Source organism: Streptomyces sp. NPDC090442 (assembly GCF_044769405.1).
In the GTDB taxonomy this organism is placed as follows: domain Bacteria; phylum Actinomycetota; class Actinomycetes; order Streptomycetales; family Streptomycetaceae; genus Streptomyces.
The window spans coordinates 318,464-337,563 of the sequence record NZ_JBIVXW010000002.1 but is presented as its reverse complement, the minus strand read 5'-3'; the positions used below and the strand labels follow the sequence as shown (position 1 = coordinate 337,563).

Annotated in this window: 24 protein-coding genes; 16 read left to right on the top strand and 8 right to left on the bottom strand. The window is 69.3% G+C overall.

Annotation, left to right across the window (positions count from 1 at the left end; translation table 11 throughout):
* The first annotated feature begins 334 nt into the window (after window positions 1-334).
* The 3 genes from ACIQU6_RS03370 (at window position 335) to ACIQU6_RS03360 (ending at window position 2,415) form a co-directional block, all read left to right on the top strand.
* Window positions 335-1,138, top strand: a complete 804-nt coding sequence (locus ACIQU6_RS03370; protein WP_403479919.1) for a sigma factor — start codon at window positions 335-337, stop codon at window positions 1,136-1,138.
* 336 nt (window positions 1,139-1,474) lie between these two features.
* Window positions 1,475-1,867 carry a hypothetical protein gene (locus ACIQU6_RS03365; protein ID WP_403479918.1) on the top strand — a complete coding sequence of 131 codons (393 nt, stop codon included), beginning with the start codon at window positions 1,475-1,477 and terminating at the stop codon, window positions 1,865-1,867.
* 92 nt (window positions 1,868-1,959) lie between these two features.
* Window positions 1,960-2,415 carry a hypothetical protein gene (locus tag ACIQU6_RS03360; RefSeq protein ID WP_403479917.1) on the top strand — a complete coding sequence of 152 codons (456 nt, stop codon included), beginning with the start codon at window positions 1,960-1,962 and terminating at the stop codon, window positions 2,413-2,415.
* An 88-nt stretch (window positions 2,416-2,503) separates the two neighbouring features.
* On the opposite strand, the gene ACIQU6_RS03355 is transcribed toward ACIQU6_RS03360, so the two are convergent.
* Together ACIQU6_RS03355 and ACIQU6_RS03350 are read right to left on the bottom strand one after the other, a co-directional pair.
* Entirely contained in the window at window positions 2,504-2,701 is a 198-nt protein-coding gene (locus ACIQU6_RS03355) for a DUF397 domain-containing protein (RefSeq protein ID WP_403479916.1), read from the bottom strand.
* Window positions 2,698-3,528, bottom strand: coding sequence for a helix-turn-helix transcriptional regulator (locus ACIQU6_RS03350; protein WP_403479915.1), 831 nt, complete (start codon window positions 3,526-3,528; stop codon window positions 2,698-2,700). The genes ACIQU6_RS03355 and ACIQU6_RS03350 overlap by 4 nt, the downstream gene beginning before the upstream one ends.
* A gap of 462 nt (window positions 3,529-3,990) precedes the next feature.
* Between ACIQU6_RS03350 and ACIQU6_RS03345 the strand changes: the two genes are divergently transcribed.
* The 3 genes from ACIQU6_RS03345 (at window position 3,991) to ACIQU6_RS03335 (ending at window position 6,088) form a co-directional block, all read left to right on the top strand.
* On the top strand, window positions 3,991-4,311 hold the full coding sequence (locus tag ACIQU6_RS03345; RefSeq protein ID WP_403479914.1) for a hypothetical protein: 321 nt from the start codon (window positions 3,991-3,993) through the stop codon (window positions 4,309-4,311).
* Window positions 4,312-5,343: 1,032 nt separating this feature from the next.
* On the top strand, window positions 5,344-5,544 hold the full coding sequence (locus ACIQU6_RS03340) for a hypothetical protein (protein WP_403479913.1): 201 nt from the start codon (window positions 5,344-5,346) through the stop codon (window positions 5,542-5,544).
* 286 nt (window positions 5,545-5,830) lie between these two features.
* Complete coding sequence (locus tag ACIQU6_RS03335) at window positions 5,831-6,088, top strand: hypothetical protein (RefSeq protein WP_403479912.1); 258 nt, start codon at window positions 5,831-5,833, stop codon at window positions 6,086-6,088.
* Between the two features lie 509 nt (window positions 6,089-6,597).
* Here the strand turns inward: ACIQU6_RS03335 and ACIQU6_RS03330 are convergent.
* A complete protein-coding gene (locus ACIQU6_RS03330) occupies window positions 6,598-6,861 on the bottom strand; it encodes a GntR family transcriptional regulator (protein WP_403479911.1) in 264 nt (87 codons plus the stop codon).
* 173 nt (window positions 6,862-7,034) lie between these two features.
* On the opposite strand from ACIQU6_RS03330, the gene ACIQU6_RS03325 reads away from it, so the two are divergent.
* From ACIQU6_RS03325 to ACIQU6_RS03300, 6 genes are all read left to right on the top strand, one after another.
* Complete coding sequence (locus ACIQU6_RS03325; protein WP_403479910.1) at window positions 7,035-7,343, top strand: hypothetical protein; 309 nt, start codon at window positions 7,035-7,037, stop codon at window positions 7,341-7,343.
* Window positions 7,340-7,537, top strand: a complete 198-nt coding sequence (locus tag ACIQU6_RS03320; RefSeq protein ID WP_403479909.1) for a hypothetical protein — start codon at window positions 7,340-7,342, stop codon at window positions 7,535-7,537. The genes ACIQU6_RS03325 and ACIQU6_RS03320 overlap by 4 nt, the downstream gene beginning before the upstream one ends.
* 97 nt (window positions 7,538-7,634) lie before the next feature.
* A complete protein-coding gene (locus tag ACIQU6_RS03315) occupies window positions 7,635-7,886 on the top strand; it encodes a hypothetical protein (protein WP_403479908.1) in 252 nt (83 codons plus the stop codon).
* Between the two features lie 67 nt (window positions 7,887-7,953).
* Window positions 7,954-8,382, top strand: a complete 429-nt coding sequence (locus ACIQU6_RS03310) for a hypothetical protein (protein ID WP_403479907.1) — start codon at window positions 7,954-7,956, stop codon at window positions 8,380-8,382.
* Window positions 8,383-8,517: 135 nt separating this feature from the next.
* Window positions 8,518-9,129: a response regulator gene (locus ACIQU6_RS03305; protein WP_403479942.1), complete on the top strand. Its 612-nt coding sequence runs from the start codon at window positions 8,518-8,520 to the stop codon at window positions 9,127-9,129.
* A gap of 192 nt (window positions 9,130-9,321) precedes the next feature.
* A complete protein-coding gene (locus ACIQU6_RS03300; protein WP_403479906.1) occupies window positions 9,322-10,443 on the top strand; it encodes a PP2C family protein-serine/threonine phosphatase in 1,122 nt (373 codons plus the stop codon).
* A gap of 18 nt (window positions 10,444-10,461) precedes the next feature.
* Here the strand turns inward: ACIQU6_RS03300 and ACIQU6_RS03295 are convergent, their stop codons facing one another.
* Both ACIQU6_RS03295 and ACIQU6_RS03290 read right to left on the bottom strand, forming a co-directional pair.
* Entirely contained in the window at window positions 10,462-11,334 is an 873-nt protein-coding gene (locus ACIQU6_RS03295) for a tetratricopeptide repeat protein (protein ID WP_403479905.1), read from the bottom strand.
* Window positions 11,335-11,351: 17 nt separating this feature from the next.
* Window positions 11,352-12,356: a GNAT family N-acetyltransferase gene (locus ACIQU6_RS03290; protein ID WP_403479904.1), complete on the bottom strand. Its 1,005-nt coding sequence runs from the start codon at window positions 12,354-12,356 to the stop codon at window positions 11,352-11,354.
* A 142-nt stretch (window positions 12,357-12,498) separates the two neighbouring features.
* On the opposite strand from ACIQU6_RS03290, the gene fdxA reads away from it, so the two are divergent.
* Entirely contained in the window at window positions 12,499-12,825 is a 327-nt protein-coding gene (gene fdxA / locus ACIQU6_RS03285; protein WP_016573354.1) for a ferredoxin, read from the top strand.
* A gap of 202 nt (window positions 12,826-13,027) precedes the next feature.
* Window positions 13,028-14,146 carry a succinyldiaminopimelate transaminase gene (gene dapC / locus ACIQU6_RS03280; RefSeq protein ID WP_403479903.1) on the top strand — a complete coding sequence of 373 codons (1,119 nt, stop codon included), beginning with the start codon at window positions 13,028-13,030 and terminating at the stop codon, window positions 14,144-14,146.
* A gap of 88 nt (window positions 14,147-14,234) precedes the next feature.
* Here dapC and ACIQU6_RS03275 read toward each other — a convergent pair whose 3' ends face one another.
* Together ACIQU6_RS03275 and ACIQU6_RS03270 are read right to left on the bottom strand one after the other, a co-directional pair.
* The gene (locus ACIQU6_RS03275; RefSeq protein WP_403479902.1) at window positions 14,235-14,696 is read right to left on the bottom strand and encodes an ATP-binding protein; all 462 of its coding nucleotides are present in this window, start codon (window positions 14,694-14,696) and stop codon (window positions 14,235-14,237) included.
* 306 nt (window positions 14,697-15,002) lie between these two features.
* Window positions 15,003-15,938: a heavy metal transporter gene (locus ACIQU6_RS03270; RefSeq protein WP_403479901.1), complete on the bottom strand. Its 936-nt coding sequence runs from the start codon at window positions 15,936-15,938 to the stop codon at window positions 15,003-15,005.
* 41 nt (window positions 15,939-15,979) lie between these two features.
* On the opposite strand from ACIQU6_RS03270, the gene dapE reads away from it, so the two are divergent.
* Window positions 15,980-17,080, top strand: coding sequence for a succinyl-diaminopimelate desuccinylase (gene dapE, locus ACIQU6_RS03265; RefSeq protein WP_403479900.1), 1,101 nt, complete (start codon window positions 15,980-15,982; stop codon window positions 17,078-17,080).
* 153 nt (window positions 17,081-17,233) lie between these two features.
* Complete coding sequence (locus ACIQU6_RS03260) at window positions 17,234-17,986, top strand: TIGR00730 family Rossman fold protein (protein ID WP_403479899.1); 753 nt, start codon at window positions 17,234-17,236, stop codon at window positions 17,984-17,986.
* Window positions 17,987-18,149: 163 nt separating this feature from the next.
* On the opposite strand, the gene folP is transcribed toward ACIQU6_RS03260, so the two are convergent.
* Window positions 18,150-19,010: a dihydropteroate synthase gene (gene folP / locus ACIQU6_RS03255; RefSeq protein WP_403479898.1), complete on the bottom strand. Its 861-nt coding sequence runs from the start codon at window positions 19,008-19,010 to the stop codon at window positions 18,150-18,152.
* Window positions 19,011-19,100 lie beyond the last annotated feature (90 nt).

The following is a 19,100-nucleotide window of genomic DNA, read 5'->3' as shown; positions in this document are numbered from 1 at the left end:
GGTATGAGAGAAATCCGAGGCGTACGCACGTGGGGGGATAGCCCGTCACGCCTCGGAAACGTTCTACAACTCCATAAAAGACAAGCGGTCTAACCGGTCCCAAACGTCGTTGTCGCGCCCCGCTCCGTGCGGCTTAGGTAACTCCCCAGCGACGACGAACGGCAATGCGCAAGCCCCGTCCGAGCGATCCCGGACGGGGCTTTTGCATGCCCTGAGTCAGACGCTTACGCGATTCCCAATCGCGATGGACCTTGCGCACGCTCTGCCCCGTTCCGGGCAACCATTGCGCTCCCAACGGGAGTGCAACCAGCCCAGGAATACGCGGAGCACTCTCTTGATAAACCTGACCGAAGCTCAGATTGCCGCAGCCAAGGACAATGAGCTTGAGGCCGTAACCGCCGTTGTTGACGCGACGGAAGACCGAATCCAGCAACTCGCCTGGAGGAATGCCACTAGCGGCGGACGCACAGACCACACTCTCGCGGAAGATCTCGCCCAGGAGGGCCGTATAGCCGTCTGGGAATGCCTCGCCCGATTCTCCGGCACGACCGTTGCCGAGTTTTTCGCTTACGTTGACCGGACACTAAAGGGCGTCATGTCCGACACCCGCAAAGAGGAAACCAGGCAGGGGGTATCCCGGTCCGTTGCGGCGTCCTATGAGTCCGCGCTGTCCATTGCGGGCGGCGATGCGTACGAGGCCGAGCGGATCGCGACGGACCCAAATGCGCTGGGAGAGCGGCGCCTTAGCCCGGAGATGGCCTACGCCGCACGCCTGAGCTATCAGGGCGTCGAGTACCTTGATGCGCCCATACGGCAGGGCGAGGGCGGAGAAACGTTCACCCTGGCGGACACGTTGGCGGCCGAGGCCGAGGTCCCCGCAGACCTCCTTGAAGCTAGCGACTACGAGCGGGAGCGCCGGAAGCAAACCGGCGTGCGGGTTCGCCGGACCCTGGCCCGGATGAGCTGGGAACAGAGCACGGTCCTCATGGCGCTGACTGGCATCGTGCCCATCAGCTACTACGGGGCTGAGCGCGATGACGAGCTAGCGGCCGACTACGGCCTGATGCGCGATCAGGTGCGCATCATCCGGCACAAGGCCAAGGACCGGTTCGCCCAGCTCTGGGAACACGGCGCCTAGGTAGAGCGCGCCCCGCGACATGCCGGTGCCCGCATGCCACCATCGCATCACGTGATGCGGTGACCAGCCCCCCGTCCATGTGGCGGGGGGCTTTCGCGTTTCCGTGGCACGAGAGCCCGTCACGCGTACCTTGCATGAGCATGCCACTAACTGTCGCGCTCATGGTAGATTCAACGGTTTGTTGCAATCGTCCGGACGCGTTAAGGACGCATAAAGGACCAGGTCACGGGGTGCGTGGGACCTGAGAATGATTTGAATCGTCCGGGTCCTACCGGTAGGTAGGGGATGCGGATACTTCCGTGCCGATTGTCAGACCCATGCCCTAAGGTCTTGGACATGGCTACACACCGTGTCTACACAGCACTTCTTTCGGTGTCGGTGCCTCGCCTGGGGGAGGGCAACCGTCTTACATGGGATCAGGGCCCGATCCTGATCGGGTCGTTGCTGAGGGAGGAGACCATCCGACACTGCACCGAGCTGAGCGCCGTGCTCCGCGTGCAGGCGCCGGTGGTTGCGCGCTTCCTCGGCGAGCCGGCCCTCTACGACGGTTTTCGCTTTCTCGCTCACGAGCGGTGCACGGGCGCCCTCGTGGGCTGGTCAGAGTGGTACGCGAGCCCTGAAACCGGGGCGTACTTGCCTTACCCCGGGGGTCTCTTTGATGCCTGCGAGTACGGCCAGCACGCCTACGCCGCGGAGGTCGAGGAGACCGCCGCGCCCATGGCCGCCTGACCACCAACAACCCTAATCACCAGGAGAGTTCAACACTGAACGCTGCCCACAGCACCACCCATTTCCACGCCCAACGCCATGCAGGGGGAGAAGTGACCACCATCCGACCGACGCTACGCCGCCACGCACGCACCATTGCCGGACTCCTGTCCGTGCTCCTGTTCGTGCTGCTGTCCTGGCTGGCCTACGGTGATGCTCACAACTCCCCCTACCTGCCGGCTAGTTCATCCAGTGGTGCGCCGGCCCCCGCGGACGGCGGCGAACGTGACGCCCCCGCGAACGAACGCACGCCGCGCCGCGCGAAGAGCACCAGGAGCACGGGCAAGCGGCATGACGATCACGACCAGGGCGGTGGATTCCTCAGCAAGCACCACCTAGCGCGCCTCCTAGACCGCTACTTGCCGGGTGTAGGGACGTGGATCGAGGCCGTGCCCGGGTTCCATCACGGCTGCCACGAAACACATGCCGTGTCGGGTCAACGCGCAGTGCGGGTAGTGGAGTTGGGTCAGCGTGAGCTACGGCAGTCTGACTACGCGCCCGCCGCGTAGTCGCTGAGACGGGGAACCAAACGCCCCCGCCGCTCCATAGGGGAAGAGCGACGGGGGCCCGGGGCCGGCGCGTGGTCCGGCCGGTCGGTCAGGCGCGGTCCTTAGCGAACTGCACCAGACCGGCGAACGCGTCGGTGGTCAAGGTCAGGTGGGGGGCGGTGGGGGTCTTGCTGTCCCGCACCGGAACCACACCGTGAATCATCACAAGGTTGGTAGCGACCTCGATGCACTGGCCGCCGTTTGCGCTGTAGGTGGACTTGAACCAGTGGGGGGATTCGGTGTTCACGAGGTGCCCTTTCGTAACTGGTTGAGCATGGCCACGGAATCGGCTTGCGACAACGATTCGGCCTGTAGTTGATGGTAGGCCCTCAGTATGGGGACCACGCTTGCGCTGTCCCGTTCGAGGTGCCCGCGCTGGGCTGACTCGGCGTACGACATGAGCGACCGATCCGGCAGTGTCAGCACGGTGATCGGCAGATTGAACGGCCGCCGGTCCCCCATGGCAAAGTGGGCTACCTGCACCACAGTGTCCGGCAGTCCAGCGAAAGCAATGATGTGCTCTAACTGCTGCTCCATGACGGAGGCTTCACCCATGGGGCGACGGATACAGCTCTCGTCCAGCACTACGAAGACCAGCGGTGGGCGTGAACGGTCCAGTGTGGCCTGCCGTTCAGCGACAATCGCAATCCTCTCGTTTGCTTGATCGGGGGTGATGGCGCCCCGTCTGACTTCGCTCTCAACGAGGGCTGAGGTGTACTCCGGTGTCTGTAACAGACCTGGGATGACGCCAACTTCGTACAACCTGATCTCTGAAGCGCGCCCCTCAAACATCCGGTACTCCGGGAACCCCTCCAACAGGCTGCCGTGCTTGATCTCGCGCCACTCCCGCTCGAACAAGTCGCCGGTCCCTAGAGCCTTGTCGGTGCTTACCGAGAACTGTTGAGTTGGTGGCCTCCGACCAGTTTCGACGGCTGAAACATGCGCTCCAGTGACCCCGATGCGCTCGCCCAACTCGTCTTGTGTCCAACCGTGTTCGTCTCGCAACCTGCGTAAACGATCCCCGTAGCGGGCAGCGGGTGATGCGTCGGGGTCCAGCTTCTTGCGGTTCGCCATGATCATCCCCACTCGTCAATCAGTTTTCCCTAGTTGATGGATGCGCCGACTGTAGTTCACGCTGAGGGCTCCCGGTAGCGCCCCCGCTACGGAGAGGAGCCGAACCATGCTCGCAGGCTCTCCCCTGGTCAAGCTCAGGGAAGACGACGACAGGCACGTCTGGTTCAACAAGTGGGCCCCTTGGCCTGCCGGCATCCCGCGCGGACCCTATGCCCGTCCAACGCCCGCCATCCTGCGGCGAGTTCAGGCGAGACTACGGAGGGAGGCGCTCCGTGGCTGACATCTCCGAGTGTGGCGAAGCTCTGATCCGGTCGGCGCTCAACTTCCCTCGTTGCCGTTGTGGTGGCGCGAAGTGCCCCGACTCGACGCCGGCCACCGAAGAGCACCAGGACCACGACTCACCCACGTTGAGCTACCTGCGGGCCCGCGTGCGCGTCGACAATGCCCGGCGGAGGTACTGACATGACAGGTCACGGAACGCACCGCGCCGCCAGCACTCGTACTCAGCAGGACCCCGTGGACGCGGCGTGCGAAGAGCTGCGCACGGCACTTGCGGACATGCAGTTGAGCCTGCCGGAGCTGACCGTGACGCCCACCCGTGATGGCGTTGTACTGGGAACCGCTGACCCCCGCACGACGCGACGCATGGCAAAGGCGCTGACGACGAGCAACAGGCGCTGGCGCTGGTGGTTCTCGCTTGACGGTTGGGTCGTTGGCGCCGGATTCGCGTGCATTGTGGGGAGCGCGATTTTGATCACGGTCAGCTACCTTGTGCCGGTCTAGCTGCCCCGGCCCTCACCTGCAATGCCCGAACTGCTGCGGACAGAGATGGATATGGGGAGAGGTATTACGCGTAGACACCTCCCTTTTTGGTGTCACTGCGGCGGCGGGCCAGGGGTGTTGGTCGTGCGACCGGCGAGGGTTTTATTGTCAATCAAACCCGCCGTGCGACGGGTTTCATGACGCGGCAACACCGGCGATTGCTGCACGAGGTATTCCGCCAGTGTGAGGGAGGCTTTCATGGGTGAGCAAGAACAGAACACATCGGTTTACATCATCCCGACTGGCAAGGTGTTTCACGAGTCAGATATGTGTGTCACTCTGGGGAGTTGCACCGCGAAGAACATTAAAGTCTGGTCGCTAGCAAAGGCCAAAAAAGCGGGCAGGCGACCCTGCCTCGCCTGCCCTAGATAGACCCCCGGCGATGCACACGCGCCGGGCGCGCTCCTCGCGGTGAGGCCACAACGCCCGGCCCCCGTCCCGGTTTCAAGGGTCCCGGGACGCAGTGGGGAGCGCGACGCCACCCGGGTCCAACCCACCCCGGCCCGGGTGGCCCAAATTCCCCCGCCCCGCGATTCCTGCAACGCGCGGTTTCCCGGGGCGGGTCACTGAAAATAAGTAGCGAAGTTCAGAACGGAGATAGGTAAGCATGGTGCAGTGTCCGGCGTGTGGCGGAAAAATTCATTTGAATGGCCGGGGTGGCGGCGTGTGCGAGGACTGCCAGCGGGAATACGACTTCTGATCTCTTAGTAGAGTCACGGGGAAATGCGTCGCCAGTGTCAAATGACCTGCAAGGAGGGTGTTCATGAAAGCATCTACGCTCGCCGCAATCAAAGACTGCCCGCAGTGTAACCTCTGTGACAAAACGGGTCCTAATTGTCCCTACAAGGACGCGAAACTTCAGTCTGTGCAGCCTAAGGCACGCCCCGCGAATGGCGAATAACGTCCTATAAGTCTCTGCCCCCGCCCTGCGATCCCTGACACGGTCGGTTTCCCGGGGCGGGTCAAGCCCCTTACCAGCAGCGGGACAATCACATGAGCTGTGAGCATGAAACAACCAACTGCCACCAGTGCAACGCCGAGGCACACGAGGCGGCCGTCAAGAAGCATGCCGCACAGGACTCTGACGCACGCACCCTCTCGCCTGGCCTGGTCATCGCGGCAACTCTTGCCATCATGGCGGTGGTTGTGCTGTGGATCGTCCTGGTAACACTGCTGTCCTACCTCGCTGGATAGGGCATCCCAGACTGCCCCACCTGTGTGCATGACCGCCCGAGGCGCACGGCTGGGGCCCCTAGACCCCCGTCCCGGTCACCTGTCATCCCGGCCGGGACGGGTCAGCCCGCTGTCATCGGCTTGAAGCCCTATGGCAGCCGCACGCCCCACTGCCGCCACCAGGCGGACGGTGGAACAATCGCATCTCCCCCAATGGAGGGCCAATGGAGTGCAACAGGGATCTGTACGAAACACGGGTAGCGTGCGACAAGTGCGGACAGGAAATGACTCCGAACCAGGACGGCTGGTGGATCTGCTACCCGTGCGGGACCAGCAAGCCCGCGTAGACCAGCCGTGCCCCCGATGCGGCGGTTCCCTGCTCAACGGCGGGGGCGTGTGGTGGCGGTGCAGTTCCAGCGTCTGCCAATACGAGATGCAGGAAGAGGCATACGCGCTGTACTGCGAACTGTCAGAGATGGTCGATCGCGACCCGGAAACGTTTTTCAAGATCGTGGCCGAGTATCACTCTGAAGTCCGGGCGCTTGAACCGGCCTGGATGCGCTGACCGAAGGCCCCGTCTGTGCGCTGTGTCGTGGCGCATGGGCGGGGCTTTCGTTGCTTGTGAGGGTGGCCCCATGGGCTAGTCCCCCTGGTACGTGCGGGGCCTTGTGGCTCTACCAAACCCATTGCGCAGAGCCCAAAAGAGGGCCGGCCAGCATTATGAACCCCGGTATTCCGGGCGGGTTCTCGTCTCCCGTGTGACATGCAAAGAGCCCCACCTGAATCAGGTGGGGCTTTGCTCTTCCCCCGCATCGGCGGGGACAATGCCACGTTACCGGAGCGAGCGGGCGACGCACAAGACCGCAGCTAGTACAACGAGTTGACCCCGCTAGCTACTCCGTTGCCCCGCACGTACCAGGGGGCTAGCTAGCGGGGTCAGTTGCCGGCCGGCGCCGCCGGCCCCGTTCCCTCGCGTCGCGAACCCCGGCGGTGCGGGCATAACCATCCCAATCACGACTGAGGGTGCATAGCGGCAACAGCCGGCCCGCAGATCATAGGCCAGAGTGATTAGGGCTAGTCCGCTGAGCCCCGGTCCCGCACGTACGTGCCCCGTTGGGGGACTACGAACAGCACACCATCGGCCACCAGGACGGCAATGGCCCGACGGACGGTCGGACGCGATAGCTCGTACTCCTCGCCCAAGCGCGATTCGGACGGAATCGGCTTGCGGGGCTGCCAGTCACCCCGCGCGATGCGCGCCCGCAAGATGCCCGCGAGCTGCTCGAACGGGGGTTCGGGAGCGTCGCGAACGATCTCCGCATCGGGGCTGTAGTCCATGAGATGACGCTAGCGGGTGGCTCACAACAACTCACTTACAGCCATGTCCATTGACGTCACTTTACGTCAGTTGACGTAAAGGCTTATCGTCGGCACGAAAACGCCCCGACGGATCGGGCCTAATCGATCCACCGGGGCTTAGCCGACACAGCTTTCGAGGAGCTGAACGACTCATGCGCGATGCTATCGCCCGTGCCCTGGTGCGCATACTGCGGATACTGCTGCCCGCCCGAGGGCGCCACGCAGCAACCCCCGCCACCGTTCCCGAACTGGACACCCCGCCCACCACGCCGCCCGCCGCGCGCCGCCAATGGACCGGACCCTCGTCCGCGCAAGCCCGGGCGATTTTCCGCGCCAAGGAAGCACAAGCGCTCACCCCCGAACAGCGCGAACGCTGGTGGGCAACGGCGTTCGCGGAAATCGGCGTGGACTACGACTTCCCCACCCTCAACATCACGCCCGTTCGGGAGGTGGCCGCATGACCCGCGACGGCATAGTCGGCCCAATACCGGACGTGCAGGTCGCACTGTGCATCCGATGCCACACGCTCACCACCGCACCCGTTGCCGTGCGCTGGATCGCGAGCGCCTGCGGGCCGGGGACGATCCTCTACGCCTGCCCGACGCACGCCGTAGAACTCGGCGCCGGACCGACCCCGGACGACGTGATCCGGTAGCACAGACAGCACCATGAGCCCCCACTCGGTCACCCTGCCGAGTGGGGGCTTTCGCGTAGTCGCCCCCGCCAACTCGCCTCGCCAGTACCGTTCTTGCATGGACACGCTTGACGACTACGAGATGCTCGCCGTAGACCTGCTGCGCCGCACCGAAGCCGCAATGGAGACCATCGCGGCGATTGCCGTTGACACCGGCATGACGTTCCAAATCGCGGACGTAGTGCAGCGAGTCGAGGACGATCTACCGGCCGACTACCCGGAGGCCGCAGCGGGCGACGGCGGGACCCGGCGGGACGTAATCGAGGAGATGGCCCGGGACATCTTCGACGGCAACGCGTACGACGACTGATCCCACCAGCCCCGTTCCAGCCACAACGGCGAACGGGGCTCACGCATATCTACCTATGGTGGGACGCATGATCAGCAAGCGTCACGCACTCACCACTATCGCCGTAATCACTGCCGCCCTAGGTCTGTCAGCCTGCACCGGCAGCACCATCAGCGGACAGCCCGGCGCCCCGGCGGGGAGCATGAGACCCGCCGACCCCACCCCGTCCGTGAGTACCGCAATACCGTCGCAGCCCGCATCCACACCGAACGCACAGCAAACCCGGGACCTGATAGGTGCCCTAAAGCGCGTTAGCCCAGCATTCGGGGAGAACGAAAAGTGGGCACTCACCGCGTCGAGAACCATCTGTGCAGACATCCGGGCAGGCCAGGCTGACTCCGATGTCCAGGAGGGCGCGAAGCTGCGCTTCCAGGGCGTGCCCGGCACCATCAAGACCGTGTCGGATGCTCAGGCGCGCCGGATCGTGGACGCCGTGAAGTCGTCGTTCTGCAAGTAGGACAGCGAACCAGCCCCGTTCGGCCATGAGTCGGGCGGGGCTTCTTGCTGGTCAGGCGCCTATACCAACGCATCGGCATACCCTTGCGCTGTGAGTAATCAGTCCGAGCCCGGTGCCACGCCGACCGGCGAACCGATAAGGTGTCTAAGACTTCTCCTCGCCGAGGACCAGTCGATGGTCCGGGAGGCGCTGGCGGCGCTGCTGTCCCTGGAGGACGACCTGGAGGTCGTCGCCCAGGCGGCCCGCGGTGACGAGGTCCTCGCCCAGGCCAGGGCGCACGCGATCGACGTCGCGCTGCTGGACATCGAGATGCCGGGGATGACCGGGCTGGACGCCGCGGCCCGGCTGCGCGACGAGCTGCCCGGCGTGAAGGTCGTCATCCTCACCACCTTCGGCCGTCCCGGCTATCTGCGCCGGGCCATGGAGGCGGGCGCGGACGCCTTCCTGGTCAAGGACGCCCCGGCCGCCCAGCTCGCGGACGCGGTGCGCCGGGTGCTGGACGGCGAGCGGGTCATCGACCCGGTGCTGGCGGCGGCCGCGCTGGCCGACGGTGCCAGCCCGCTGACCGAGCGCGAGCGCGATGTCCTCAGGGCCGCCGCCGACGGCTCCACCAACGCCGAGATCGCCACCGCCCTCCACCTCTCCCAGGGCACGGTCCGCAACTACCTCTCGCTCGCCACCCAGAAGACCGGCGCCCGCAACCGCGCCGAGGCCGTCCGCACCGCCCGCGACAAGGGGTGGCTCTAGCACCGCGACGGAGGGCCCGTCCGACGGACCACCAGCGGCCCCGGCCGCGATCGGTCGGACCGCCCCCAGGGCGCTCCCGACGGGCCACGGCCGCCCCCGCGCCGCCGGCCGCGCCCAGGACCTCCGTCGGGTGTTCCGGCGGACCTTCGCCCCTGTGCGGGCGCGCGGAACGTCCCGCAGGCTTGAAGTGTCATGCCAGCCCACCGCCCCGCCGAGGACGGCGTTCTCGCCCCCGCGCTGCTGATCCTCGCCATCGTGGTCGTCGCGACGGTCGACGCCACGACCGGCCCGGAGCTGCACATCTCCGCGTTCATGGGCATCGCCCCGCTGATCGCCGCGCTGCGCTGCTCCTACCACCGGACGCTGCTGGTGGCGGTCGTCTACGTGGTCTGCCTCACCTACGTCGATCTGCTGACGGTGCCCGACTGGGCCCCGGCCAGCCGGGTCGTCGGCGTCTTCGGGGCGTTCCTGGTGGGCGTCTTCTCCCTGGTGCTGTGCCGCACCCGGCTGGAACGCGAGGCGCTGCACGCCCGCACCAGCCTGGTCGCCGACACCGTGCAGCGGGCGATGCTGCGCGAACTGCCGCTGCGCGCCGGCGCCCTGGAGGCGTACGGCTTCTACGTCTCGGCCCAGGAGGGCGCCCGGGTCGGCGGCGACATCTACGACGCCGTCGACACCCCGCACGGGATGCGGTTGCTGATCGGCGACGTCCAGGGCAAGGGCATGCCGGCGATCGGCGCGGGCCTGGAGGTGCTGGCGTCGTTCCGCGAGGCGGCCCAGTACCAGGAGTCGCTGGAGGGCGTGGCGGGCCGGATGGAACAGGCACTGACCCGCTACAACGCCCGCTCCGCGCAGGAGGGCACCGACGAGCGCTTCGTCACCGCGCTGCTGTTGGAGCTGCGCGCCCCCGGTCGGGCCCGCATCCTGTCCTGCGGCCACATCCCGTACTACCTGGTGCGCAACGGCCACGTCCACGAGCGCTTCGACGGCGAGGGCGGGCTCCCGTTGGGGCTGGCCGGGCTGAGCCGGGAGCCCCGCCGGAGCGCCCTGATCAGCCCGCAGCCCCACGACTGGGCGGTGCTGTGCACGGACGGCGTCACCGAGGCCCGCAGCGGCGACGGCCACTTCTACCCGTTGGCCGAGCGGATCGCCGCCTGGGTGGGACTGGAGCCCGTCGACCTGGCCCGCACGCTCCGCGCCGACCTGGAGCACTTCACCGGCGGCGACCTGAAGGACGACGCCACGCTGCTGATCGTCCGCCGCGTCCCCGCCGACGAGGCCCCGGCGGCGCCGTCCCGGGGCGCGTCGGCCTGACCGCGCGCCGCCGGCCCGTCAGTTGAGCCGGGCCCGGGCCGCTGCCGCCTCCTGCCGCAGCGCGGTCGCGGCCGCCGGCTGCACCGGCTCCAACACCCGCGCGTACTCCTCCAACTCGGCCGCCCCGGCCAGGAATTCGCCCCGCTGCACCAGGAGCCGGGCGCGCTCGTGGCGCAGCCGCGCCGGATGGCTGGGCAGCAGCAACGACAGATCCAGCGCCCACAGGTGGACCGCGCTGTGCTCCGGGCGGGCCTGCGCCCAGGCCCGGATGTTGTTGAGGATCCGCTGGACGATCTCCAACGGGCCGGCCGGCGCGAGCATCCCCGGCGTCAGCGCCTCGCCGGTGGCCCCGGCGACGAGCATCGCCGCGTCCTGGTCGGTGAGCAGCCGCCCGCCCTCGAACGGGTCGGCCAGCACGTGCCGCCCGGCCGGATCCCCCAGCCCGACGACGAAGTGGCCCGGCAGCGCCACCCCGTAGACCGGTGCCCCGGCCCGCCGGGCGACCTCCATCCAGACCACCGACAGCAGGATCGGCAGGCCGTGCCGGCGCCGCACCACCTCGTGCAGCAGCGACGACGCGAGCCGCCGGTAGTCGCTGGCCGAGCCCCCGAAACCGTGCCGGGCGCCCAGCAGTTCGGCGAGGTTGCGGGCCCAGGCACCGGGGCCACCGACCGGGGCGTAGGGCAGCGCGCCGGCCAGCCGGTCCAGTTCGATCTGCGCCGCGTCGATGCCGGCCTCGTCCAGGGACGGGTCGGCCTCGGCACCGATCAGCAGGCACAGCAGGGCGAGGTCGGGCCGCTCCTCGCGGGCCGCCGCCGCGAACTGCCGCCGCCGTTCGTCGCGCGCCGCGTCCCGCTCCGGCTCCCCGCCGCGCTCCGCTCGCTCACCCATACCGGACGAATACCTCCTCAGGCCCCGGCCGGGCCGCGTCGGTAGTGATAGCCGTGGTGCTCGGTGAAGCCGAGCCCGTCGTACAGCGCCAGCGCGCCCGCGTTGTCCGCCTCGACCTGGAGGTACGCCGCGGAGGCGCCCTCGGCCAGGGCCCGCTCGGCGAGCGCCGCCATCACCAGTTTCGCCAGCCCCCGGCGCCGCCGCGCGGGAGCGGTCTCCACCGCCGCGAAGCCCGCCCAGCGCCCGTCGACGGCCAGCCGACCGATCGCCTCGGTGCCCCCGTCCGACGCCGGTACCCGCGCGAACCACACCGACGGGCCGCCGGTGAGCACCGCCAGCGCGTCCGCGGTGGGCGTCCCGGTCCGGTTGTAAAGGCCCAGCCAGTCGGCGTCCGGCTGCCGGGAGAGCCGCACCCGGGAGGTGTCCGCGTCGGTGTCCGCCAGCGGCGCCAGCGCCGCGGTCCGCACCGAGGTGTGCGCCTCGTCGCGCCAGCCGCGGGCGGCCAGTTCGGCGGCCAGCTGCTCGTCGGCGTCGGCCCGCCCGGTGGCGACGGTGAACAGGGCGGGCAGCCCGCGGTCGGCGTACCACCGGGTGACCCGGGCCAGCGCCTCGTCCAGCGGGACACCGGGGTCACCGAGTGGCAGGACGGAGTTGGCGCGCCGGGTGAAGCTCCCGGAGGCCCGCAACGTCCATTCCCCGAGACGTTCCGTCTCAAGGGCCGGCCAACTGCGGGCCGCGACCTCTTGGAGCTCGCGCACCGAGGCCGCCGGACCCCTTCTCCGGGCCGGCGCCGCGGGCACCACCTTGCCCGCCACCAGCGAAGACTCGTCGATCCGTACGCACTCGCCGCTGCGCCGTGTGATGCTCAGCACACCGTCGTCCCATGATGTGAGAACGCCGACCGCGTCCGTGAACGCCCCAGCCCCCGCACCGGCCCCGGTCAGGCGCCGGACGGATACCCTTTTGCCCACGTCAGCATGGGTGATGCGGACTTCCGCGCGACCGCCGGCGAGGAATTCCATCGCTCTCTAACCGCCCCTCTTGTTCGTCTCGTGCCCGGGAACGGAGATACTAGGTGGCGGGCATCGACGACGCCGCGCTCCCGCGCGCCCAGCGGCGGTACCGCCGATCGGTCCGCCGGCCCTACCGAGGAGGAACGACAGCGTGACCTACGTCATCGCGCAGCCTTGTGTCGACGTCAAGGACAAGGCATGCATCGAGGAGTGCCCCGTCGACTGCATCTACGAGGGCTCCCGGTCCTTGTACATCCACCCGGACGAATGCGTCGACTGTGGTGCCTGTGAGCCGGTCTGCCCGGTCGAGGCGATCTTCTACGAGGACGACACCCCGGAAGAGTGGAAGGACTACTACAAGGCGAACGTGGAGTTCTTCGACGAGCTCGGCTCCCCGGGCGGTGCCAGCAAGCTCGGCCTGATCGAGCGCGACCACCCGTTCATCGCCGCGCTGCCGCCGCAGAACCAGGACCACTGACCGACACCGCCCGGAGGGGCGGAGGAGAGCCGGCCCGCTTTCCCGCACCTCCGAGGTAGCTGGGGCAGCCCCGGCACGAGCTGGGGAAGGCCGCACGGCGCCGCCCGGTCCCGTACGGCCACGCCGTACGGGACCGAGGCGTTTTCGCGCCCGGCGTCCCGGCGCCCCCCCGCGAGCAGGCCCGTACGAGAAAGAGAGCACCGTGGGCGCAGTCTCCCCCCGCCAGTCGCTTCGCGAGCGTCTTCCCGCTTTCCCCTGGGACCGCCTGGAGCCGTACAAGGCGACCGCCGCCGCGCACGCCGACGGCATCGTCGACCTCTCCGTCGGCACCCCGGTCGACCCGGTGCCCGCGCTGGTCCAGCAGGCGCTCACCGACGCCGCCAACAGCCCCGGTTACCCGACGGTGTGGGGCACCCTCGCGCTCCGCGACGCGCTCACCGGCTGGGCCGCGGACCGCCTCGGCGCCCCCGACCTCGCCCACCCCAACGTGCTCCCGGTCGTCGGTTCCAAGGAACTCGTCGCCTGGCTCCCGACCCAACTGGGCCTCGGCGCCGGCGACAAGGTCGCCTACCCGCGGCTGGCCTACCCCACCTACGAGGTCGGCGCCCGCCTGGCCGGCGCCGAGCCGGTCGCCTACGACGAGCCCACCGCCCTCGACCCGGCTGGCCTGAAGCTGCTCTGGCTCAACTCCCCGTCCAACCCCACCGGTCGGGTGCTCACCGTCGACGAGCTGCGCCGCACCGTCGCCTGGGCCCGCCAGCACGGCGTACTGGTCGTCAGCGACGAGTGCTACCTCGAACTGGGCTGGGACGCCGAGCCGGTCTCGGTCCTGCACCCGGACGTCTGCGGGGGCTCCTACGAGGGCCTCGTCGCCGTCCACTCGCTCTCCAAGCGCTCCAACCTCGCCGGCTACCGCTCGGCGTTCCTGCTGGGCGACTCCGCGGTCCTCGGCGACCTGCTCCAGATCCGCAAGCACAGCGGCATGATGATGGCCGCGCCGGTCCAGGCCGCCACCGTCGCGGCGCTCGGCGACACCGCCCACGTCGCCGAGCAGCGCGAGCGCTACGCCCGCCGCCGGGCCGCACTGCGCACCGCCTTCGAGGCCGCGGGCTTCCGCATCGAGCACAGCGAGGCGTCGCTCTACCTCTGGGCGACCCGCGACGAGCCCTGCTGGGACACCGTCGGCGACCTCGCCAAGCACGGCATCCTGGTCGCCCCCGGCGAGTTCTACGGCGCCGCGGGCGAGCGCTTCGTGCGGATCGCCTTCACCGCCACCGACGAGCGCGTGGCGGCCGCGGTGCGCCGGCTGTCCGGGAGTTGAGCCGGTGACGCGCTGAACGCGCGAGGGCCCGGGGAGGCGTTCTCCCCGGGCCCTCGCGGCGTCGCGCGGTGTGTGGTGGAGCGATTGCTCACCGGCCGCCGAGCGGCAGCCCGCCGATCAGGACGGCGGTCGGCCTGATCAGCCCGTCGGGCGAGTCCAGCAGACGCTTGGCCACCTCGGCGGCGAGCGCGTCGGTCGTGACCCCGTCCCGCACGACCGGGCGGGCCACGTCCCCCGCCTTGTGGGTGGCGTCCTTGGCGACCGGGGCGGCCTGCTCGACGACCGGGCCCAGGGTCTTCACCAGCGCCGGCGCGAGGGTGCGCGCGGCCTCGTTGCCCGTCTCGTCGACCATGCCGACGCCGGTCCGGGCGGTGTTGTCCAGAGTCTTGCTGGTGTTCGCGGAGTCCAGCGCGCTCAGTCCGCCCAGCTCGTTGCCCCTGGGCGGCAGCTCCACGGCGTTCGCGGATCCGGCCGCAGTGACCACGGGAGCGGCGCCCGCTGCGACCAGCAGGGCGGCTCGGGCGATCCGACGCGTAACGGGGAGGGACATGGTGCTCCTTTTACGGAGAAGGACTCGTACTTCTGACAGATGTGCCATGTCCGCCGGGCGGACGGCCGCCCTGATTACCGCTTCAGGTGTCCGAAGGTTGCGGTGAACCCCGGTAAAGAGTTGGCAACGTGTCACATAATCCGCCCTTGTTAAAGAGCGGCAATACGCATGCGTGCCGATGCCGTGCGGAAACGTCACGGACCGTAAAACGCACGGGAATTGGCTGGGGATACGGCCGCGGGCAGGTGAAATTCCGTGCGGGGAAAAAGGATTGCCGGTCGAGCCGTGCGGCCCGGCCCGACGCCCCTACCGCGCGGTGACGATCCGCACCGACTCCGCCGCGCCGACGGGCGCCTTCGGGCCCTGCCAGCCCTTGCCCGAGTCGGTCGCCGTCCACGTCCGCCCGGCGTAGGAGATCTGCTCGATGTGCAGGTCGGTGGCGTGCGCCAGCGCCCAGTTCGCCAACTGCCAGCCGCGCTGCGCGGTGTCGCCCTCCGCCGCCGTGCGGAACCCGTCGGGCTGCACCGGCACCGTCACGCTCCGCCCCGACGTCGCGGACCGCCCGCCGGCACCCACCGTCCGCGGCAGCACCTCGGGCCCGAATTCCCGCACCAGCTTCTCCCGGACCTTCGCCGCGCCGTCCGGCCCCGGGCTGTCCACGGGGTGGCTCACCGTGCAGCTCAGCGCGTCCGCACTGCGGCCGGTCAACGCCCCGGTGAGCAGCGTGGCATTCGCCTCGTGCTTGGCGTACGCCTGCGGATAGCCGCTGCGCTGCACCTTCTGCGCGGCGACGGTCAGCGGCAGCCGGGAATAGCCCGGCACCTTCGCCAGATGACGGTAGAACTCCCCGGACGCATAGACCGGGTCCATGATCTGTTTCACGGTGCCCCAGTCCTGGGACGGCCGCTGCTGGAAAAGCCCCACCGAATCCCGGTCGCCGAAATTGATGTTGCGCAGCCCGGACTCCTGCATCGCGGTCGCCAGTGCGATCGTCACCGCCCGCTCGGGAAGTCCGCGCGAGGCCGCCACCGCGGAGATCGTCGCGGCGTTCGCGGCCTGCTCGGGCGTGAGCTCGTAGGGATCCCCGCCACCCTGGACGCGCACCGTGCAGTGCGGCGCCCCGGGGCCGCTGGTGAGGTACTGCACCAGGAGATACGCGACCACCCCGAGGAGGACGACAAAGGCCGCGGCGGTGCGCCACAGACGGGTGCGACGGGCGGGGGAAACGGGCTGGGCGGACACGCAGCACAACGTACCGGAGGGCTGCCGATAGGGTCGGCCCCATGGAGCGCTCTACTCACACCGGCCTTGACCTGTCGTTGGACGCCGCCGCGTTGACCGCCCGGCTCGTCGACTTCCCGTCCGTGAGCGGCACCGAGAAGGACCTCGCCGACGCCGTGGAAGACGCCCTGCGCGCCCTGCCGCACCTGACCGTCGACCGGTACGGCAACAACGTCGTCGCCCGCACGCACCTCGGCCGGGCGGAGCGGGTGGTGCTCGCCGGGCACCTCGACACCGTGCCGATCGCCGACAACGTGCCCTCCCGTCTGGACGACCAGGGCGTCCTGTGGGGCTGCGGTACCTCCGACATGAAGTCCGGGGTCGCCGTCCAACTCCGGGTGGCCGCCACCGTCCCCGCGCCCAACCGGGACCTCACCTTCGTCTTCTACGACAACGAGGAGGTCGCCGCGCACCTCAACGGCCTGGGCAAGGTCGCCGAGGCCCATCCCGACTGGCTGGCCGGCGACTTCGCCGTCCTCCTGGAGCCCACGGACGGCGAGGTGGAGGGCGGCTGCCAGGGCACCCTGCGGGTGCTGCTGCGCACCCGGGGGGAGCGCGCCCACTCCGCGCGCGCCTGGATGGGCGCCAATGCGGTGCACGCCGCCGCCCCGATCCTGGCGAAGCTGGCCGCCTACGAGCCGCGTCGCCCGGTCATCGACGGCCTGGAATACCGGGAGGGCCTCAATGCCGTCGGCATCCAGGGCGGTGTGGCCACCAACGTCATCCCGGACGAGTGCACCGTCACCGTCAACTACCGCTACGCGCCCGACCGCAGCCCCGAGGAGGCGGTGGCCCACGTCCGCGAGGTCTTCGCCGACTGCCCCGTGGACGAGTTCGTCGTCGACGACCACTCCCCGGGGGCGCTGCCCGGGCTGTCGCACCCGGCGGCCGAGGCGTTCATGACCGCGGTCGGCGGCGCCGCGCGGCCCAAGTTCGGCTGGACCGACGTCTCCCGCTTCAGCGCCCTCGGCGTCCCGGCCGTCAACTACGGGCCCGGCAACCCGCTGCTGGCCCACAAGAAGGACGAGCGGGTCGCGGTCGACCACATCGCGCACTGCGAGGAGCGGCTGCGCGCCTGGCTGACCGACGGCTCGACGGCCTGACGGGCGCGGCAGGTCAGCGGCTGGTCAACGGGGCCGTCCGGGAGCGGACGGCCCCGTTGCCGTCCGCTCGCATACCAGTCGAATTCCCCTCCCGGTCACACCGGCCGATCTACGCTGAAGTGGCAAACGATCTGTCAGCGGAGGGAGCACGTCATGGCCAACCCCGAGGGAGCGCCCGTCCCCGAGGAGCAGCGGCTGGGTCCCGTACTGCGCCGGCACGACCAGGTGCAGACCGGCACGACGACGGACCAGCGGCTGCTGGACTCCGAAGGCCCTTCCGAGTGGGTGCACACCGACCCCTGGCGCGTGATGCGGATCCAGTCGGAGTTCGTCGAGGGCTTCGGCGCGCTGGCCGAGCTGGGGCCGGCGGTGAGCGTCTTCGGCTCGGCCCGCACGCCGCGCGGCACGGCCGAGTACGAGGCAGGGGTGCGGATCGGCGCCGCGCTCGTCGCGGCCGGCTTCTCGGTGATCACCGGCGGCGGCCCGGGGGCCATGGAGGCCGCCAACAAGGGAGCCTTCGAGGCTGGCGGCACCTCCGTCGGGCTCGGCATCGAGCTCCCCTTCGAGCAGGGCATGAACCAGTACGTGAACCTCGGCGTCGACTTCCGCTACTTCTTCGTCCGGAAGACCTGTTTCGTGAAGTACGCCCGCGGGTTCGTCGTGCTCCCCGGTGGACTGGGCACCCTCGACGAGCTCTTCGAGGCGCTGACCCTCGTCCAGACCCGCAAGGTCACCCGCTTCCCGATCGTGCTGTTCGGCTCGGAGTACTGGGGCGGGCTGGTCTCCTGGCTGCGCGAGACCCTGGTGGCCCAGGGCAAGGCGTCGCCGCACGACCTGGAGCTGTTCCACCTCAGCGACGACGTGGACGAGGCGATCGCCCTGGTCACCAAGGAGGTCGGGATCTAGCGCCTGTCCGACGGGCCACGGCCGGGGCGGGCGGCCCCGCGCGGGAATACCGCCCGCTCCCGCCCCGTTGTGGCCCCGCAGGGGGCGCAGCCATCCCCTACGGGATCTGTTCCCACGCCCCCTAATGCGTTCCACCCCAGAGGGCCCCCGGGGGACGCGTCCCTCAGGCCAGCCCGCGCCGGGCCACCGCCGGCTCCCGGTGGCCGGCGATCGAGGCCACCATGTCCAACACCTGCCGGGTCTCGGCGACTTCGTGGACGCGGTAGACCTGGGCGCCGAGCCAGGCGGAGACCGCGGTGGTCGCCAGGGTGCCCAACACCCGTTCCTTGACCGGCCTGTCCAACGTCTCGCCGACGAAGTCCTTGTTGGACAGCGACACCAGCACCGGCCAGCCCGTCTCGACCATCTCCCCGAGCCGCCGGGTCGCCTCCAGGCTGTGCCGGGTGTTCTTCCCGAAGTCGTGCCCCGGGTCGATCAGGATCCCGTCCCGCCGCACGCCCAACTCCCGGGCCCGCTCGGCCAGTCCGAGCGTCACCCGGAGCACGTCGGCCACCACGTCGTCGTACACCACCCGGTGCGGACGGGTGCGCGGCTCGACGCCGCCCGCGTGGGTGCACACCAGGCCCACGTCGTACCGGGCGGCGACCTCGGCCAGTCGCGGATCGACCCCGCCCCAGGCGTCGTTGAGCAGATCCGCGCCGGCCTCGCACACCGCCTCGGCGACCTCGTGCCGCCAGGTGTCGACGCTGATCACCACGTCGGGGTGGCGGCGGCGCACCTCGGTCACGAACCCGACCGTGCGGCGGGCCTCCTCCTCGGCGTCGACCTCCTCGCCGGGGCCGGCCTTGACGCCGCCGATGTCGATGATCGCGGCGCCGTCGTCGACCGCCTGCGCCACGCGGTCCAGCGCGGGCTCGTCATGGAAGGTCGCCCCCTGGTCGTAGAAGGAGTCCGGCGTCCGGTTGACGATCGCCATGATCACCGGCTCATGCGCTCCGAACTCGCGTTTTCCCAGCCGCAGCATTTCCTGGCTCCCTCTCCATGGTCCGGCAGCGACCCTAACTGTCAGACCCGCATGGCACGATCGGTGCAGGCACTTGAAGTCCGGGGAGAT

What these genes read in the sequence shown, in the direction of transcription:
- ACIQU6_RS03365 (WP_403479918.1), top strand. Translation starts at nt 1,475, where the DNA reads ATGGCTACACACCGTGTCTACACAGCACTTCTTTCGGTGTCGGTGCCT.
- ACIQU6_RS03350 (WP_403479915.1), bottom strand. Translation starts at nt 3,528, where the DNA reads ATGGCGAACCGCAAGAAGCTGGACCCCGACGCATCACCCGCTGCCCGC.
- ACIQU6_RS03345 (WP_403479914.1), top strand. Translation starts at nt 3,991, where the DNA reads ATGACAGGTCACGGAACGCACCGCGCCGCCAGCACTCGTACTCAGCAG.
- ACIQU6_RS03340 (WP_403479913.1), top strand. Translation starts at nt 5,344, where the DNA reads ATGAGCTGTGAGCATGAAACAACCAACTGCCACCAGTGCAACGCCGAG.
- ACIQU6_RS03330 (WP_403479911.1), bottom strand. Translation starts at nt 6,861, where the DNA reads ATGGACTACAGCCCCGATGCGGAGATCGTTCGCGACGCTCCCGAACCC.
- ACIQU6_RS03325 (WP_403479910.1), top strand. Translation starts at nt 7,035, where the DNA reads ATGCGCGATGCTATCGCCCGTGCCCTGGTGCGCATACTGCGGATACTG.
- ACIQU6_RS03320 (WP_403479909.1), top strand. Translation starts at nt 7,340, where the DNA reads ATGACCCGCGACGGCATAGTCGGCCCAATACCGGACGTGCAGGTCGCA.
- ACIQU6_RS03315 (WP_403479908.1), top strand. Translation starts at nt 7,635, where the DNA reads ATGGACACGCTTGACGACTACGAGATGCTCGCCGTAGACCTGCTGCGC.
- ACIQU6_RS03310 (WP_403479907.1), top strand. Translation starts at nt 7,954, where the DNA reads ATGATCAGCAAGCGTCACGCACTCACCACTATCGCCGTAATCACTGCC.
- ACIQU6_RS03300 (WP_403479906.1), top strand. Translation starts at nt 9,322, where the DNA reads ATGCCAGCCCACCGCCCCGCCGAGGACGGCGTTCTCGCCCCCGCGCTG.
- ACIQU6_RS03295 (WP_403479905.1), bottom strand. Translation starts at nt 11,334, where the DNA reads ATGGGTGAGCGAGCGGAGCGCGGCGGGGAGCCGGAGCGGGACGCGGCG.
- ACIQU6_RS03290 (WP_403479904.1), bottom strand. Translation starts at nt 12,356, where the DNA reads ATGGAATTCCTCGCCGGCGGTCGCGCGGAAGTCCGCATCACCCATGCT.
- ACIQU6_RS03275 (WP_403479902.1), bottom strand. Translation starts at nt 14,696, where the DNA reads ATGTCCCTCCCCGTTACGCGTCGGATCGCCCGAGCCGCCCTGCTGGTC.
- dapE (WP_403479900.1), top strand. Translation starts at nt 15,980, where the DNA reads ATGGAGCGCTCTACTCACACCGGCCTTGACCTGTCGTTGGACGCCGCC.
- ACIQU6_RS03260 (WP_403479899.1), top strand. Translation starts at nt 17,234, where the DNA reads ATGGCCAACCCCGAGGGAGCGCCCGTCCCCGAGGAGCAGCGGCTGGGT.
- folP (WP_403479898.1), bottom strand. Translation starts at nt 19,010, where the DNA reads ATGCTGCGGCTGGGAAAACGCGAGTTCGGAGCGCATGAGCCGGTGATC.